A 16,359-nucleotide genomic window follows, 5' to 3' on the forward strand; every position below is an offset into this window, starting at 1 on the left:
CACACCGCTTTCGCGAGCAGGCTCGCTCCCACAGGGTTTTGTGTGGTGAATCGGGGGACTACTTCGGCATCTCGGCCTTCATGCCTTCAACGTAATAATTCATCGAAGCCAGTTCCGCATTGGTCGCGCTCACGCCCGCGGGGATTTTTTCCACACCGGCCTGATCCTTGATCGGCCCGGTAAACGGCTGCAATGCGCCGCTCTTGATGTCGGCGATCAACTGCTCGGCTTCGGCTTTGACCGGCGCCGGCACCAGATCGCTGATCGGCAGTTCCACCGTGCCTTCCTTCAACCCGCCCCAGTAATCCTGAGATTTCCAGGTGTGATCGATCACGCTCTGCGTCGCCTGAATGTAGTGTGGCGCCCAGTCGTTGACGATCGAGGTCAGCACCGCTTTCGGGCCGAAGTGGGCCATGTCCGAGGCATAGCCCACGGCATACACGCCGCGCCGTTCGGCAGCCTGAATCGGCGCCGGGCTGTCGGTGTGCTGGAACACTACATCAACACCCTGATCGATCAGCGCATTGGCGGCGTCGGCTTCCTTGCCCGGATCGAACCAGGAGTTGACCCACACCACCTTGATTTCGGTGCCAGGGTTGTACTTGTTCAGGGCCAACTGGATGGCGTTGATGTCGCGGATCACTTCCGGAATCGGGAACGAGGCGACGTAGCCGATCTTCTTGGTCTTGGTCATCTTCGCCGCGAGGAAACCGCCGACGTAACGGCCCTCGTAAGTGCGCGCCAGGTAAGTGCCGAGGTTCTTGTCCTGCTTGTAACCGGTGGCGTGTTCGAAAGTGACCTTGGGGAATTGCTTGGCGACTTTCACTGTCGGGTTCATGTAGCCGAAAGACGTGGTGAAGATCAGGTCATATTTGTCCTTGGCCATGTTGCGGATCACCCGCTCGGCGTCGGCGCCCTCGGCGACGTTTTCCACGTAGTTGGTGGTGATCTGCGTGCCGAGTTTTTCCGCCAGGGCCTTGCGCCCCTGTTCGTGCTGATACGTCCAGCCGTGGTCACCGATCGGGCCGATGTAGACGAAACCGACCTTCAGCGGATCGGCAGCACTGGCGCTCAGGCTGATTCCCAGACCGATGGCGGCGTACAGCAGTTTGTGCAGCGGACGTATTGGCATGAACCCGAACTCCATTTTGTTGTGTGTGCTCAGGGCCAATGCAAATTGCTGACCAACAGGACAACAAACACATTTGAAAACGCGGCGCGGCCTTCGCGAGCAGGCTCGCTCCCACAGCGGACGCATTTCAATGTGGGAGCGAGCCTGCTCGCGAAGAGGCCGGCAAGGCCAATAAAAGTGCATGCCTGAATCCAGCTGCCATCGCGTGGTGCGTAAAGATGTAACGAAACGTTAGTGGCGCGCGGCAGTCAGTAGCTTCATCAGCTCTTTTCGGCAAAAGGCCCGTCATGCTCTCGATCCTCAAACAAGAAAGCTTCCTGCTGCTGGCAGTCCTTGCCGCGTGCGTCGCTTATCCACTGGAACACTGGCTGCTGCGCAGCGGCCAGATCGTCGCGCTGGGCGGCGGTCTGCTGCTGATCGCCTTTATCGTCGCCGCTTCGATGCGCGTCGCTCATCACGCCGAACTGCTGGCGGAAAAGGTCGGCGACCCCTACGGCACGATGATCCTCACGCTCTCGGCGGTGCTGGTCGAAGTGGTGATTCTGGCGATCATGATGAGCAACGAAGCCTCGGCAACGCTGGTGCGCGACACGATTTATTCAGCGGTCATGCTCGACATCAACGGCATCCTCGGCCTCGCCGCTTTGATGGGCGGGATCAAACACGGCGAACAGTCCTACAACGACGATTCGGCGCGCAGCTATAGCGTGATGATCCTTACCGCGATGGGCGTATCGATGGTGGTCCCGGAGTTCATTCCCGAGGCCAACTGGAAGATGTATTCGGCGTTCACCATCGGCGCGATGATGGTGCTTTACGCGCTGTTCCTGCGCATGCAGGTCGGCCCGCACAGTTACTTTTTCAGCTACAGCTACCCGGACAAACGCCGCAAGAAGGAGCCGGTCGAGCAGGAGCCGAAGCCGGTCAGCCTGGCGCTGTCGATCGGCATTCTGGTGTCGGGGGTGGTGATCATCGGCGCACTGGCCGAGGTGATGTCCAAGACCCTCGATCTGGGCCTGGAAGGCACGGGTGCACCGCCAGTGATCACGGCGATTCTGGTGGCAGCGATTTCCGCCGCGCCGGAGATTCTCACCGCATTACGAGCGGCGCTCGCCAATCGCATGCAGTCGGTGGTCAACATTGCGATGGGCGCGTCACTGTCGACGGTGATTCTGACCGTACCGGTGATGGAAGCGATGGCGCTGTACACCGGCCAGCCGTTTCAAATGGCGATGACCCCGGTGCAAACGGTGATGATCTTCATCACCCTGATCGTCAGCGCGATCAACCTCAATGACGGCGAAACCAACGCCATTGAGGGCATGACGCACTTTGTGCTGTTTGCGACCTTTATCATGCTGTCGCTACTGGGCCTTTAGGGCTGGCAGATACTCATGTGGGAGCGAGCCTGCTCGCGAAAGCGGTCTGTCATCCGACAAACATGTTGTCTGACACTCCCTCTTCGCGAGCAGGCTCGCTCCCACAGTTTTGAACGGCGGTGAGTCAGGTCCCGGCGATCAACTGCCGAGCCGCCTGGCTGTGATCGGCGATCAGACCTTTCAGGTCCAACCCCTCAACCTGACCATCAACCACACGCCACTTGCCGCCAATCATTACTCGATCCGCCCGATCCGCGCCGCACAACAACAGCGCCGAAATCGGATCATGGCTACCGGAGAAGCGCAGTTCATCGAGCTTGAACAACGCCAGATCCGCCTGTTTGCCCACGGCGATTTCGCCGATGTCGCTGCGACCGAGCAGGCTCGCCGAACCCTTGGTCGCCCAGCCCAGCACGCGCTCCGGGGTGATCTTTTCGGCGCCGTAACGCAGGCGCTGGATGTACAGAGCCTGACGCGCTTCGAGGATCATGTTCGAGGCATCGTTGGACGCCGAACCGTCAACGCCAAGGCCGAACAGCGCGCCGGCGTCGGTCAGCTCGATGCTCGGGCAGATGCCGGACGCCAGGCGCATGTTCGAGCTTGGGCAGTGGCAGATGCCGGTACCGGCCTGGCCGAGGCGGGCGATTTCGTCGGGGTTGAAATGGATGCCGTGGGCCAGCCAGGTACGCGGGCCGAGCCAGCCGACGCTGTCCAGATAATCGACGGTGCGCAGACCGAAGCGTTGCAGACAGAAGTCTTCTTCATCGAGAGTTTCAGCAAGGTGGGTGTGCAGACGCACATCGAGCTTGTTCGCCAGATCAGCGCTGGCCGACATGATTTCCGGGATCACCGAGAATGGCGAGCATGGCGCCAGAGCGATCTGGATCTGTGCACCATCGCCACGCTCATGATACTCGCGAATCAGCCGCTGACTGTCGTCGAGAATCACCTGACCTTCCTGCACCGTTTGTTGCGGAGGCAGACCGCCGTCCTTCTCGCCAAGGCTCATCGAGCCGCGCGTGAGCATGGCGCGCATGCCCAGTTCACGCACCGTTTCGACCTGCACGTCGATGGCGTTTTCCAGACCGTCCGGGAACAGATAGTGATGGTCGGCAGCTGTGGTGCAACCCGAGAGCAGCAATTCGGCCAGCGCCACTTTGGTGGCGAGGGCGAGTTTTTCCGGGGTCAGCCGCGCCCATACCGGGTACAGGGTTTTCAGCCACGGGAACAGCGGCTGATTGACTACCGGCGCCCAGGCGCGGGTCAGGGTTTGATAGAAGTGATGGTGAGTGTTGATCAGGCCCGGCAGGATCACATGCTCGCGGGCATCGAACACTTCATTGCAGGGCGCCGACGGCTGCTGACCGGCAGCGAGGACTTCGACGATGACACCGTCTTGCACGACAAGACCGCCACGGGCATCAAGCTCGTTGGAGGTGAAAATGGCGAGGGGATTTTTTAACCAGGTACGGGTCGCAGGCATTGTGGCCGGCTCCTCTGAAAGTTGGGTTCAGGGTTGCCAGCTCAGTGTTGCCCTGTCTGCTGATCCAGGGTCGCCGCGAAGGACGAGGCGCGCAGTTTCAAACAAATCGCAGCGCCGGGCAAGCGCCACCCGACCATTCACCATTACTCCCTGTGGGAGCGAGCCTGCTCGCGAAGGCGTCATGTCAGTCGATACAGATTTACCTGACAGATCGTATTCGCGAGCGGGCTCGCTCCCACATCGGGATTTTCAGTGCTTACCAGGCAATCGTTTCACCCTTGTAATTGACGAAGTGATGCCCGCCCTTGCCGGTGAATGCATTGACCTGGTCAATCAGCCCGCGAGTGCTGGTCTCTACATCCAAGTCAGCACCTTCGCCGCCCATGTCGGTCTTCACCCAGCCCGGGTGCAACGACAGTACGGTGAGTTTCTGCTCGCCCAGTTGCGTGACAAAACTGTTGGTCATCGAATTCAGCGCCGCCTTGCTCGCCTTGTACAGCGCCAGCTCCGGCGCGTCGGGCATGGTCACGCTGCCGAGCACCGAACTCATGAACGCCAGCACGCCGCTGCCTTCGCGGATCTGCCCGACGAAACGCTGGGCCAGATTGATCGGCGCCACTGCGTTGGTGAAAAACAGTTGCCCGACCTCGGCCAATGTCGCGCCGCCCGGCGTCTGCACGTCCGGGCCTTTGACCCCGGCGTTGACGAACAACAGATCGAAGGTTTCGCCCTTGAGTTTCTGGCTCAGAGCGATCACCGCTTGCTGATCGTCCATGTCGAGCTTCTCGATGCGCACGTCACCCAGCGCTTGCAGCGCCTCGGCCTTCTGCGGATTGCGCACCGTCGCGGTGACCTGCCAGCCATCGCCCAGCAGGGTCTTCACCAGACCGAGGCCCAAGCCGCGGGAGGCGCCGATGATCAGTGCGTTTTTTGCCTGAGACATGATGGGTTTCCTTGAAAGTCAGCATTCAGGTTTCAATGGACACGCCTGACCGCGCCACAGTTGCAGCGCTTGGCGAAAACAGGCTTTGACCCCGGAGCATACTCCAGGCTTCTTGAGTTTCTCGAGGGTGTTTGATCAGAAACAATCATGAGGCGTGGTTCAAGTGTTGCCTGTGCGGACGCTTTCGCGAGCAGGCTCGCTCCCACATTTGCCCGCGTTCACTCAGATCCCCTTTGGGAGCGAGCCTGCTCGCGAAGAGGCCCGCTCTGGCATCAATTAATGTCCCGGTTGCCACGGCTGCCCCAACGAAACCGGCGCATACAACCGAGTGCGCACGGCATCGCGGGACAGCAACACCAGCACCAAGATCGTCGCCACATACGGCAGCATCGCCAGCAGGCTCGAAGGAATCGCCAGTCCCAATCCCTGTGCCACCAAGTGCAGGATGCTGGCGAGGCCAAACAGATACGCCCCGAGCAACAACCGCCACACCCGCCAACTGGCAAACACCACCAGCGCCAAGGCAATCCAGCCGCGCCCGGCGGTCATGTTTTCCGCCCACATCGGCGTGTAGGCCAGCGACAGATAAGCCCCGGCCAGCCCGGCCATTGCTCCGCCGAACAACACCGCCAAGGTGCGTACGGTCAGCACCGGCAAGCCCATGGCGCTGGCCGCATCCGGGTTTTCTCCGACCGCCTGAATGATCAGGCCGACACGGCTTTTGATGATCACCCACGCCACCAGCGCAAACAGCGCGAACGACAGATACACCAGCAGATCCTGGGCAAACAGCATCCGCCCGATCAGCGGGATCTCACTCAGATACGGAATCGCCAGAGGCTCGAAACCCGCCAGCGGCTTACCGACCCAGGCCGCACCGACAAATGTCGACAGCCCGACACCAAAGATCGTCAGCGCCAAACCGGTGGCCACCTGATTGGCGTTGAACACCAGCGCGACCAGGGCAAACAGTGACGACAACAACATCCCGGCCAACATCGCCAGCAGCACACCCAGCCACAGGTTGCCGCTGTTCAGCGCGACGATAAAACCGATCACCGCACCGAACAGCATCATGCCTTCCTGGCCGAGGTTGAGGACGCCGCTTTTCTCGCAGATCAACTCACCCAATGCCACCAGCAGCAGCGGCGTGCCGCAGCGGACCATCGCGTAGAAAATATTGCTCAACAGATCGATATCCATCACAGCGCTCCGGCGGTTACGGCAGGGGTCGAGGCGCGCCGGGTCCAGCGCAGTTTCAGGCGTGGCCGATAGAGAATCAGCACGTCACAGGCGAGCAGGAAAAACAGCATCATGCCCTGGAACAATTGAGTGATTGCCTGCGGCAGGTTGAGCGACATCTGCGCGCTCTCGCCGCCGATGTACAGCAGCGCCATGAGCAGACTGGAGAACAGAATGCCGATCGGATTCAACCGTCCGAGGAACGCCACGGTGATCGCTGCGTAGCCATAGCCCGGCGACACTTGGGGCACCAGTTGGCCGATCGGCCCGGTCACTTCGCAGACCCCGGCGAGCCCGGCCAGACCACCGCTGATCAACAGCGCCAGCCAGATCAGGCGCTTCTCGCGGAAGCCGACAAAACCTGCCGCACGCTTGTCCAGCCCGAGCACTTTGATCTGGAAGCCGATGAAGCTTTTCTGCAACAACACCCACACCGCAACCAGCGCGAGCAGGGCGAAATACACCCCGGCATGCACGCGGCCGTCCTCCAGCAGCAGCGGCAAACGACTGGCGTCGCCGAACATCGCCGACTCGGGAAAATTGAAGCCCGCCGGATCCTTCAACGGCCCGTGCACGCAGAACAGCAGCAGGTTCAACGCGATGTAATTGAGCATGATGCTGGTGAGGATTTCGTTGGCGTTGAAGCGCGTGCGCAGCCATGCGGTGAGCCCGGCCCATGCGGCGCCGGCCAGCGTGCCGGTCAGCAGAATCAGCACCAGCGCCCAGCGACTTTGCATGTCGATAACGTTCACTGCCAGAGCACTGCCGGCCAAGGCGCCAAGTAGAAGTTGGCCTTCGGCGCCGATGTTCCAGATCCGCGCCTGATAGGCCACCGCCAGGCCGAGTGCGCAGAGCAGAATCGGCAGCGCCTTGACCAGCAATTCAGACACGCCATACAAATCGCTGACCGGTGCGATCAGCAGCGTGTGCAAGGTTTGCAGTGGGTCGTGGCCCAGCGCGATGAACAACAGCGAGCCGCAGCCGAGGGTCAGGGCCGCCGCCAATAACGGCGAGCACCACAGCATCAGGCGCGATTGCTGGCCTCGGGGTTCGAGAGAAAGCAGCATGGTTGGAACTCCGTTAAACCGAGGCGGTGCCAGGTGAGTGATCGAACTGGCCGGCCATCCACGCGCCGACATCGCTCAGTTGTGTAGCGCTGGTGTCTTGCAGCGCCGACAGACGCCCGCCGCACAGCGCGCCGAGGCGATCGCTGATCTGGAACAGCTCATCGAGGTCTTCGGAAATCACCAGAATCGCCGCGCCGGCATCGCGCAGGGCAATCAGCGCACGGTGAATGGTCGCGGCGGCGCCGACGTCGACGCCCCAGGTCGGGTGCGCGGCGATCAGCAGTTTCGGTTGCTGAAGAATTTCCCGGCCGAGGATGAATTTCTGCAAGTTGCCGCCGGACAGGCTGCGCGCGGCGGTTTGCGTGTCCGGGGTCTTCACGCCGAAACGCTGGATGATCTGCTGCGCGAGGGCTTCGACTTTGCTTCGTTGAATCAACCCGTGGCTCACCAGTCCTTGCTGGAAAGCACTGAGCAGGGCGTTATCGGCCAGACTTAACTCCGGCACCGCGCCGTGGCCAAGGCGTTCGGCCGGCACGAAGGCCAGACCGAGTTTGCGCCGCGCATCCGGGCGCAGATCGGCAACGTTTTTCTCTGCGAAGCGAAGGGTCGCCGCCTGCGCACGAGGCAAGGGCTGCTCGCCGCTGAGCAGGGCGAGCAATTCATCCTGACCATTGCCCGCGACCCCGGCGATGCCGACGATTTCACCGCTGCGCACTTGCAGGTCGATGTCGGTCAGCGAGCAGCCGAACGGATCCGGGTTGTGCCAGCTCAAACCCTGCACCTGCAGAAATGCCGCGCCACCGCTGACCTTCGGATACTCGCCAATCAAAGCCGCCGCTTCACCGACCATCATTTGCGCCAGTTGCTGGTCCGAACATTCGGCGGGCTCGCAATGCCCGGCAACCCGACCGCCGCGCAGCACCGTGGCGCTGTGGCACAAGGCGCGCACTTCACCGAGCTTGTGGCTGATAAACAGAATGCTGCAGCCCTCGGCGGCAAGGCGCCGCAGGGTGATGAACAATTCGTCGGCCTCTTGCGGCGTCAGCACTGAGGTCGGCTCGTCGAGAATCAACAGGCGGATGTCCTGCATCAGGCAACGGATGATTTCCACCCGCTGGCGCTCGCCAATCGACAGGCTGTGGACAAGTCGCTCCGGTTCCAGGGCCATGCCATAACGCCGTGATACTTCGCGGATCTTCGGCTCCAGTTGCTTCGGCGTGCCGGCCGCCGCGCCCATCGCCAGGGCAATGTTCTGCGCCACGCTGAGGGTTTCGAACAGCGAGAAATGCTGGAACACCATGCCAATGCCCAACTGCCGCGCCTGCGCCGGATTGCGCATCTGCACGCGCTGCCCCTCCCAGAGCATTTCACCGCTGTCGCACTGGGTGACTCCGTAAATGATCTTCATCAACGTACTTTTGCCCGCGCCGTTTTCACCGAGCAGGGCATGGATTTCACCCGGCGCGATGCTCAGGTCGATGGCGTCGTTGGCCAGACAACCGGGGTAGCGTTTGCTGATCTGGCGCAGTTGCAGGCGCGGTGGGGAAGGGGCGATGGACATGACAGGCTCGACTGACTTGGAGTTGTGCCTGTGGATAAAGCAATTTCCTGGCCATTGAGTCAGGAACGCTTGCGGAGCCAGTGCGCAAGTGCCGACAGCAGCGCATCGGCGGGCATTTTGTCTTTCTCTCGAGCACCAATTCAGCGCAAAGCCATTGAACAGGCTCCAGTTTTGCCCGCTTGCAGTTGGTTAAAAAACGAGCAACTGCCTGGGAGCCAGACAGATCCAGCGGCTGCGGCGGTCATGAACGGCTTATCCACAGGTTGCTCCACAGTAATTGTGCGCAAGCGCCGAGGGTGGGCATAAGCACTGCGATGCTTTGTTCTAATGGTGATAAACAAAGGTAACTGTTTGTTTTTAGGCTGGATTTCCCTTTTGTCGGGTCAATTGAACGAAAATTGAACAAATCGCGCAAAGCCGCATGACAGAAGGGTTACAGCGGTATGTGCTCAGGTTATCCACAGTCGGGTGCACAGCCGATGTGGGCAAGTCGCCAATTGGGGAATGCCCTAAAAGATCGCAGCGTTCCGCAGCTCCTACAATTGGAATGCGATCCCCCAAGGAGCTGCCGAAGGCTGCGATCTTTTGATCTTCCACTCTCAACGCTGCAACAAAATCCGCCCACGGCTCAGATCCGCCAACTGACTTTGCAGCACTTCGATCTGCGCTTTTCCTACCGCCAATTTCAACTCAACCCCATTGGCCGTGAAGATTTCCTCCACCACCAATCCACCGAGATCCGCCACGCGCAACTTCACCAGCGCCAACTCGGCAAATCCGCAGGCGCAACTCAGCGACACGCGGTTGATCAGCTCGATTTTTTCCGCCGCTTGCAGGCACTTGTTGGCGCCACCGCCATAGGCCCGGGCCAAACCGCCGGTGCCCAGTTGAATGCCGCCGTACCAGCGAATCACCAGCACCGCGACCTGATCGCAATCCTGAGCTTCTATCGCCGCCAGAATGGGGCGCCCGGCCGTGCCGCCCGGCTCGCCGTCGTCAGTGCTGCGGTATTGCGCGCCGAGTTTCCACGCCCAGCAATTGTGCGTGGCATTCAAATCGCTGTGCTGCTCGAAAAACGCCTGCGCATCGGCGGGGCTGCTGATCGGCGTCGCCAGAGTGATGAAACGGCTTTTGCGAATCTCTTCGCGGTACTCGCAAAAACCGCTGAGGGTGAAAGGCATAAACGTCTTATAGAGAAGGAGTGAGGCCGCAGCCTTTGAGAATGATGCGGATCAGGTTGTTGCCGGCGTCTTCCATGTCCTGCTTGGTCAACTTGCTGCGCCCGGTGACGCGGCAGATCTGCGTGGCGAAGTCGGCGTAATGCTGGGTGCTGCCCCACAGCAGGAAAATCAGGTGCACCGGGTCGACCGGGTCCATTTTGCCCGCATCGATCCACGCCTGAAACACCGCCGCGCGCCCGGTGAACCAGGTGCGGTAATCCTGATTGAAATATTCGCTCAGGCATTCGCCGCCGCTGATCACTTCCATGGCGAAGATTCGCGAAGCCTGTGGCTGGCGCCGGGAGAATTCCATCTTCGCGCGGATGTAGCGCGTCAGCGCTTCGGCCGGGTCGTCCTCGGCAGTGAGGGTGTTGAAGGTGCTGTCCCACAACTCGATGATGTTGCTCAGCACCGCCACATACAAACCGAGCTTGTTGGTGAAGTAGTAATGCAGGTTGGCCTTGGGCAGCCCGGCATTCTGCGCGATGGTGTTCATGCTGGTGCCTTTGAACCCGTGACGGGCGAACTCGTCTTCGGCGGCTTTGAGAATGGTCTCTTCGTTCTTCTGACGAATGCGGCTGGCGGGTTTGCCGCCGTGGGCTGGGACTTCAAAGGTCATAGGCACTTCCGGGATTGTCTGTGGGTGCAACCAGTTGCGTTGATAGCGCACCCACAGGCATCCGACAAGTCCTGGCGCGGAAAAACAGTTACGCCTGTTCGATCTTGTTCAATGACGCGGGGCTTTTTGTCTCGGCGGTTTTGCCTTCCGGCAACAACAGACAGAGGACGATTGCCGTCAGCCCGCCGCTGGTGATCGCCGAGTCGAACAGGTTCTGCACCAGTTTCGGCAGCAGGTGCAGCAGGTTCGGTTGCGCGGCGATGCCGAGGCCGACGCCGAACGAAGTGGCGATGATCAACATGCTGCGCCGGTCCAGCGGCGACTGCGCGAGAATGCGCACGCCCGCCGCCGCCACAGCGCCGAACATCACCAGCGTTGCGCCGCCCAGCACCGGTTTCGGAATCTGTTGCAGCACCGCACCGATCATCGGGAACAGGCCGAGGCAGAACAGGATCGCGCCGATGTACAGGCCGACGTAGCGGCTGGCAACGCCGGTCAATTGGATCACGCCGTTGTTCTGCGCGAACGTTGTGTTGGGGAAGGCGCTGAAGGTCGCCGCGATCATGCAGCTCACGCCGTCACCGAGCACGCCACCGCGCAAGCGGCTTATATAAGAAGGGCCGCTGATCGGTTGGCGAGCAAGCATGCAATTGGCGGTGAGGTCGCCGACGGTTTCGATGGTGCTGATCAGGTAAATCAGCGCGACCGGCAGGAAAGCCGTCCAGTCGAAGTTGAATCCGAACTTGAATGGCGTAGGAAAACTCACCAGTGGCAAGTCAGGCAACGGCTGCGGGACCAGTTTCCCGCTGAACCAAGCGGCGAGACTGCCGAGCACCAGCCCGATGATGATCGCCGACAGTCGCACCCACGGCGTATTCGAGCGGTTGAGCAGAATGATCGTCAGCAGCACGAACACGCCCAAGGCCAGATTGCCCGGCGCGCCGAAGTCCGGCGCGTTGAAGCCGCCACCCACATCGGTGATGCCGACCTTGATCAGGCTGATGCCGATCAGCGTGATGACGATGCCGGTCACCAGCGGTGTCACCACTCGGCGCAACTGACCGATGAAACGGCTGAGCACGATCTGCACGATTGCGCCGAAAAAGCACACGCCGAAAATCATCGCCAGAATATCTTCCGGGCTGCCGCCGCGCTGCTTGACCAGAAACCCGGCCGACAGCACCGCACCGAGAAACGCGAAACTGGTGCCTTGCAGACAGATCATCCCCGCGCCAATGCCGAACGGTCGCCGCGCCTGGATAAAAGTGCCGACGCCCGAGACCATCAGCGCCATGCTGATCAGGTACGGTAGATGCGCGGTCAGCCCGAGCGCGGAACCGATCACCAGTGGCGGGGTGATGATGCCGACGAAACTCGCGAGCACGTGTTGCAGCGCGGCGAGAATGGCGGCGAGTGGTTTGGGGCGGTCGTTGAGGCCGTAGATCAGTTCACTGGATGAATCGGAATCTGGCTGCATGGCTTTGGCTTCTTGAAGGAGAGTTATCCCTTCTCTGCAAAAACCTGTCCACTTGCTCAGGTTATTCCTCGATTCTGTCGATGAGGCCCAGACGGGCTGGGCTCTGCGCGCTTATCTATCGCGTCGCGGCCAGACTCTCGAGGAAACTTTCCAGCACCAAATGAGGGCGCCGCCCCTTGCGCGTGACCGATGCCAGACTCAAATCGTAAAAACGCGTGCCGGCCTTGAGCGCACGCAAGCGCCCCTGCTGCACCCAAAGATTGGCGTAGTGATCCGGCAGGTAACCGATGTAGCGTCCGGTCAGAATCAGAAATGCCATGCCCTCACGGTCAGAGGCACTGGCGGTGCAGTTGAGCGCCTGGTAGTGCGCCTGAATCTCTGCCGGCAAACGGAAGGTCGGCGCAATCGCGTCCTGACTGTCGAGGCGTTGATCATCGAGTTGCTTGTCGTCGACATAAAACAGCGGATGACCCACCGCGCAATACAGCAGCGAACGCTCGCTGTACAACGGCTGATATTCCAGTCCCGACAAGGCGCTGGCCTGCGGCACCACGCCGACATGCAGACGCCCGTCGAGTACGCCTTGCTCGACTTCATTCGGCGCAATCATGCGGATCTGAATCTGCACATCCGGCCCGCGCTCCTTCAATTGCGCGAGGGCGTGGGTGATGCGCATGTGCGGCAGGGTGACCAGATTGTCGGTCAGGCCGATGATCAGCTCGCCGCGCAGGTGTTGGTGCAGACCGTTGACCTCAGTGCGGAAGCTTTCCAGCGCACTCAACAATTGCAGCGCTGATTGATACACCTCACGGCCTTCCTCGGTCAGGGAAAATCCGGCCCGGCCGCGCTGACACAAGCGCAAGCCGAGGCGCTGCTCCAGATCGCTCATCTGTTGGCTGATCGCCGAACGCCCGATGCCGAGCACGGTTTCCGCTGCGGAGAAGCCGCCACATTCCACGACACTGCGAAAAATCCGCAGCAGACGGATATCAAAGTCACTGACTTGAGCCAGTGGGTCGGCGCGGCGGCTGCTCATTTCTTGTTCTCTTTGTTTAGCGATGATCTAACTGAAGGTTAGAAGAGTTGGATTTCACCGACTTTATCGCCGTGGCAATTTAGCTGCAACAACGCTTTCCATCTCCCTGACGCTTATGCCCTGCGAGGTTTTGCCCGATGAACATGCCTGAAAACGCGCCGTCGCCACTGGCCAGCCAACTGAAGCTGGACGCGCACTGGATGCCGTACACCGCCAACCGCAACTTTCAGCGCGACCCGCGTTTGATCGTCGGCGCTGAAGGCAGCTGGCTGTTCGATGACAAGGGCCGCAAGATCTACGACTCGCTGTCCGGTCTGTGGACCTGCGGCGCCGGGCACACCCGCAAGGAAATTCAGGAAGCCGTTTCGAAACAACTGGGCACCCTCGATTACTCGCCGGGCTTCCAGTACGGCCATCCGTTGTCGTTCCAACTGGCAGAGAAAATCACTGAACTGACCCCGGGCAATCTGAACCACGTGTTCTTCACCGACTCTGGTTCCGAGTGCGCTGACACCGCGGTGAAAATGGTCCGTGCCTACTGGCGCCTGAAAGGCCAGGCGACCAAGACCAAGATGATCGGCCGCGCCCGTGGCTACCACGGCGTGAATATCGCCGGCACCAGCCTCGGCGGCGTCAACGGCAACCGCAAGATGTTCGGTCAGGCGATGATGGATGTCGATCACCTGCCGCACACACTGCTGGCGAGCAATGCGTTTTCCCGCGGCATGCCGGAGCAGGGCGGTATTGCTTTGGCCGATGAACTGCTGAAGTTGATCGAACTGCACGACGCTTCCAACATCGCTGCGGTGTTCGTTGAACCGATGGCCGGCTCTGCCGGGGTATTGGTTCCGCCGCAGGGTTACCTCAAGCGTCTGCGCGAGATCTGCGATCAGCACAACATCCTGCTGGTGTTCGACGAAGTGATCACCGGTTTCGGCCGCACCGGTTCGATGTTCGGCGCCGAGAGCTTCGGCGTGACCCCGGACCTGATGTGCATCGCCAAACAAGTCACCAACGGCGCGATTCCGATGGGCGCGGTGATTGCCAGCTCCGAGATCTACCAGACCTTCATGAACCAGCCGACGCCGGAATACGCCGTGGAATTCCCCCACGGCTACACCTATTCGGCGCACCCGGTGGCCTGCGCCGCCGGTCTTGCGGCACTGGATCTGCTGCAAAAGGAAAACCTGGTGCAGAGCGTCGCCGAAATTGCGCCGCATTTCGAGAACGCGTTGCACGGCCTGAAAGGCTCGAAGAACGTCATCGACATCCGTAACTACGGCCTGGCCGGCGCGATCCAGATTGCCGGGCGTGACGGCGACGCCATCGTGCGTCCGTTCGAAGCGGGCATGGCCCTGTGGAAAGCCGGGTTCTACGTGCGCTTCGGCGGCGACACCCTGCAGTTCGGCCCAACCTTCAACAGCAAGCCGCAAGACCTCGATCGTCTGTTCGACGCGGTCGGCGAAGTGCTGAACAAGCTCGACTGATTTTTCCTTCTATATATGTACAAAAGTGCGGGCGCCTCTCACGGCGCCTGCGGACCAGAATTCAGGAGTGTTCGATGAGCGTTATTCCGCATTTGATCAATGGCGAACTGGTGACCGAAACCGGTCGCGCGGTAGATGTGTTCAACCCGTCTACCGGTCAGGCAATTCACAAACTGCCACTGGCCAGCCAGGCCACCATTCAGAAAGCCATCGATGCCGCCAAGGCTGCGTTCCCGTCCTGGCGCAACACGCCGCCAGCCAAACGCGCCCAGGTGATGTTCCGCTTTAAGCAATTGCTGGAGCAGAACGAAGCGCGCATCTCGCAACTGATCAGCGAAGAGCACGGCAAGACCCTGGAAGACGCCGCCGGTGAATTGAAGCGCGGTATCGAGAACGTCGAGTTCGCCTGCGCCGCCCCGGAAATCCTCAAGGGCGAGTACAGCCGCAACGTCGGCCCGAATATCGATGCCTGGTCGGACTTCCAGCCGTTGGGGATTGTGGCCGGTATCACTCCGTTCAACTTCCCGGCCATGGTCCCGCTGTGGATGTACCCGCTGGCGATCGTCTGCGGCAACTGCTTCATCCTCAAGCCATCCGAGCGCGATCCAAGCTCGACGCTGCTGATCGCTCAGTTGCTGCTGGAAGCCGGGTTGCCGAAAGGTGTGATGAGTGTGGTCCATGGTGACAAGACGGCGGTGGACGCGTTGATCGAAGCGCCGGAAGTCAAAGCGCTGAGCTTCGTCGGTTCGACACCGATTGCCGAATACATCTACGCCGAAGGCACCAAGCGCGGCAAACGCGTTCAGGCACTGGGCGGCGCGAAGAACCACGCGGTGCTGATGCCGGATGCCGATCTGGACAATGCGGTGAGTGCACTGATGGGCGCGGCCTACGGTTCCTGCGGCGAACGCTGCATGGCCATCTCGGTGGCCGTGTGTGTTGGCGATCAGGTCGCGGACGCGCTGGTGGCGAAACTGGTTCCACAGATCAAAGCGCTGAAAATCGGTGCGGGTACCTCGTGCGGTCTGGACATGGGGCCGTTGGTTACCGGTCAGGCGCGTGACAAGGTCAGCGGTTATGTGGACGACGGTGTGGCGGCGGGCGCGACCCTGGTGGTTGATGGTCGTGGTTTGAGCGTTGCCGGGCATGAAGAAGGCTTCTTCCTCGGTGGCTGCCTGTTCGACAACGTCACTCCAGAGATGCGCATCTATAAAGAAGAGATCTTCGGGCCAGTGCTGTGCGTGGTGCGGGTGAACAGCCTGGAAGAGGCGATGCAACTGATCAATGATCACGAATACGGCAACGGCACCTGCATCTTCACCCGTGACGGCGAAGCGGCGCGGCTGTTCTGTGACGAGATCGAAGTCGGTATGGTCGGCGTCAACGTGCCGCTGCCGGTGCCGGTGGCTTATCACAGCTTCGGCGGCTGGAAGCGTTCACTGTTTGGCGACCTGCATGCGTACGGTCCGGACGGCGTGCGCTTCTATACTCGTCGCAAGGCAATCACCCAGCGCTGGCCGCAGCGTGCAAGCCATGAAGCTTCGCAGTTCGCATTCCCTAGCTTATAAGTAGCTGGATGTGCAGAAGGCCGACCTTTCAGGTCGGCCTTCGCGTTTTCGGGGCTTTTTGACCGATATGACAGAAATATGAAAATAGGTGTTGACGGCAGATTCCAGAGGTCTATAATTCGCCCCACTTCCGGCGCAGTCGAAA

General features: G+C 60.6%; 13 protein-coding genes. 3 read left to right on the forward strand and 10 right to left on the reverse strand.

The annotated features are described in order from the left end of the window. Positions 1 to 58 precede the first annotated feature (58 nt). The gene (locus D8U82_RS05240) at positions 59 to 1,132 is read right to left on the reverse strand and encodes a BMP family ABC transporter substrate-binding protein (protein WP_016771815.1); all 1,074 of its coding nucleotides are present in this window, start codon (positions 1,130 to 1,132) and stop codon (positions 59 to 61) included. Between the two features lie 287 nt (positions 1,133 to 1,419). Between D8U82_RS05240 and D8U82_RS05245 the strand changes: the two genes are divergently transcribed. Then, positions 1,420 to 2,511 (forward strand): calcium:proton antiporter, encoded by a 1,092-nt coding sequence (locus D8U82_RS05245; RefSeq protein WP_130901787.1) that lies wholly within the window; start codon positions 1,420 to 1,422, stop codon positions 2,509 to 2,511. Between the two features lie 124 nt (positions 2,512 to 2,635). On the opposite strand, the gene D8U82_RS05250 is transcribed toward D8U82_RS05245, so the two are convergent. The 9 genes from D8U82_RS05250 to D8U82_RS05290 form a co-directional block, all read right to left on the reverse strand. After that, the gene (locus tag D8U82_RS05250) at positions 2,636 to 3,994 is read right to left on the reverse strand and encodes an 8-oxoguanine deaminase (RefSeq protein WP_130901788.1); all 1,359 of its coding nucleotides are present in this window, start codon (positions 3,992 to 3,994) and stop codon (positions 2,636 to 2,638) included. 256 nt (positions 3,995 to 4,250) lie between these two features. Continuing rightward, complete coding sequence (locus D8U82_RS05255; RefSeq protein WP_130887050.1) at positions 4,251 to 4,937, reverse strand: SDR family oxidoreductase; 687 nt, start codon at positions 4,935 to 4,937, stop codon at positions 4,251 to 4,253. A gap of 276 nt (positions 4,938 to 5,213) precedes the next feature. Further along, complete coding sequence (locus D8U82_RS05260) at positions 5,214 to 6,140, reverse strand: ABC transporter permease (protein ID WP_130901789.1); 927 nt, start codon at positions 6,138 to 6,140, stop codon at positions 5,214 to 5,216. Next, on the reverse strand, positions 6,140 to 7,246 hold the full coding sequence (locus D8U82_RS05265; RefSeq protein ID WP_122611292.1) for an ABC transporter permease: 1,107 nt from the start codon (positions 7,244 to 7,246) through the stop codon (positions 6,140 to 6,142). The genes D8U82_RS05260 and D8U82_RS05265 overlap by 1 nt, the downstream gene beginning before the upstream one ends. A gap of 13 nt (positions 7,247 to 7,259) precedes the next feature. Beyond that, positions 7,260 to 8,807 carry an ABC transporter ATP-binding protein gene (locus D8U82_RS05270; protein ID WP_130901790.1) on the reverse strand — a complete coding sequence of 516 codons (1,548 nt, stop codon included), beginning with the start codon at positions 8,805 to 8,807 and terminating at the stop codon, positions 7,260 to 7,262. A gap of 599 nt (positions 8,808 to 9,406) precedes the next feature. Further along, on the reverse strand, positions 9,407 to 9,988 hold the full coding sequence (locus D8U82_RS05275) for a YigZ family protein (RefSeq protein WP_130901791.1): 582 nt from the start codon (positions 9,986 to 9,988) through the stop codon (positions 9,407 to 9,409). A 7-nt stretch (positions 9,989 to 9,995) separates the two neighbouring features. Then, positions 9,996 to 10,646 (reverse strand): TetR/AcrR family transcriptional regulator, encoded by a 651-nt coding sequence (locus D8U82_RS05280; protein WP_016771809.1) that lies wholly within the window; start codon positions 10,644 to 10,646, stop codon positions 9,996 to 9,998. Between the two features lie 88 nt (positions 10,647 to 10,734). After that, entirely contained in the window at positions 10,735 to 12,123 is a 1,389-nt protein-coding gene (locus tag D8U82_RS05285) for a nucleobase:cation symporter-2 family protein (protein WP_130901792.1), read from the reverse strand. A gap of 115 nt (positions 12,124 to 12,238) precedes the next feature. Continuing rightward, positions 12,239 to 13,159 carry a LysR family transcriptional regulator gene (locus D8U82_RS05290; protein ID WP_016771807.1) on the reverse strand — a complete coding sequence of 307 codons (921 nt, stop codon included), beginning with the start codon at positions 13,157 to 13,159 and terminating at the stop codon, positions 12,239 to 12,241. A gap of 137 nt (positions 13,160 to 13,296) precedes the next feature. On the opposite strand from D8U82_RS05290, the gene D8U82_RS05295 reads away from it, so the two are divergent. Then, positions 13,297 to 14,646: an aspartate aminotransferase family protein gene (locus D8U82_RS05295; protein ID WP_130901793.1), complete on the forward strand. Its 1,350-nt coding sequence runs from the start codon at positions 13,297 to 13,299 to the stop codon at positions 14,644 to 14,646. A 74-nt stretch (positions 14,647 to 14,720) separates the two neighbouring features. After that, the gene (locus tag D8U82_RS05300) at positions 14,721 to 16,214 is read left to right on the forward strand and encodes a CoA-acylating methylmalonate-semialdehyde dehydrogenase (RefSeq protein ID WP_130901794.1); all 1,494 of its coding nucleotides are present in this window, start codon (positions 14,721 to 14,723) and stop codon (positions 16,212 to 16,214) included. Positions 16,215 to 16,359 lie beyond the last annotated feature (145 nt).

The organism is Pseudomonas sp. Sample_23 (assembly GCF_004307595.1).
Classification (GTDB): Bacteria; Pseudomonadota; Gammaproteobacteria; order Pseudomonadales; family Pseudomonadaceae; genus Aquipseudomonas; species Aquipseudomonas atacamensis.

Coding starts and splice junctions, on each gene's coding strand:
- D8U82_RS05265 (WP_122611292.1), bottom strand. CDS start 7,246: ATGCTGCTTTCTCTCGAACCCCGAGGCCAGCAATCGCGCCTGATGCTG.
- D8U82_RS05295 (WP_130901793.1), top strand. CDS start 13,297: ATGAACATGCCTGAAAACGCGCCGTCGCCACTGGCCAGCCAACTGAAG.
- D8U82_RS05245 (WP_130901787.1), top strand. CDS start 1,420: ATGCTCTCGATCCTCAAACAAGAAAGCTTCCTGCTGCTGGCAGTCCTT.
- D8U82_RS05280 (WP_016771809.1), bottom strand. CDS start 10,646: ATGACCTTTGAAGTCCCAGCCCACGGCGGCAAACCCGCCAGCCGCATT.
- D8U82_RS05300 (WP_130901794.1), top strand. CDS start 14,721: ATGAGCGTTATTCCGCATTTGATCAATGGCGAACTGGTGACCGAAACC.
- D8U82_RS05285 (WP_130901792.1), bottom strand. CDS start 12,123: ATGCAGCCAGATTCCGATTCATCCAGTGAACTGATCTACGGCCTCAAC.
- D8U82_RS05275 (WP_130901791.1), bottom strand. CDS start 9,988: ATGCCTTTCACCCTCAGCGGTTTTTGCGAGTACCGCGAAGAGATTCGC.
- D8U82_RS05260 (WP_130901789.1), bottom strand. CDS start 6,140: ATGGATATCGATCTGTTGAGCAATATTTTCTACGCGATGGTCCGCTGC.
- D8U82_RS05255 (WP_130887050.1), bottom strand. CDS start 4,937: ATGTCTCAGGCAAAAAACGCACTGATCATCGGCGCCTCCCGCGGCTTG.
- D8U82_RS05240 (WP_016771815.1), bottom strand. CDS start 1,132: ATGCCAATACGTCCGCTGCACAAACTGCTGTACGCCGCCATCGGTCTG.
- D8U82_RS05290 (WP_016771807.1), bottom strand. CDS start 13,159: ATGAGCAGCCGCCGCGCCGACCCACTGGCTCAAGTCAGTGACTTTGAT.
- D8U82_RS05250 (WP_130901788.1), bottom strand. CDS start 3,994: ATGCCTGCGACCCGTACCTGGTTAAAAAATCCCCTCGCCATTTTCACC.
- D8U82_RS05270 (WP_130901790.1), bottom strand. CDS start 8,807: ATGTCCATCGCCCCTTCCCCACCGCGCCTGCAACTGCGCCAGATCAGC.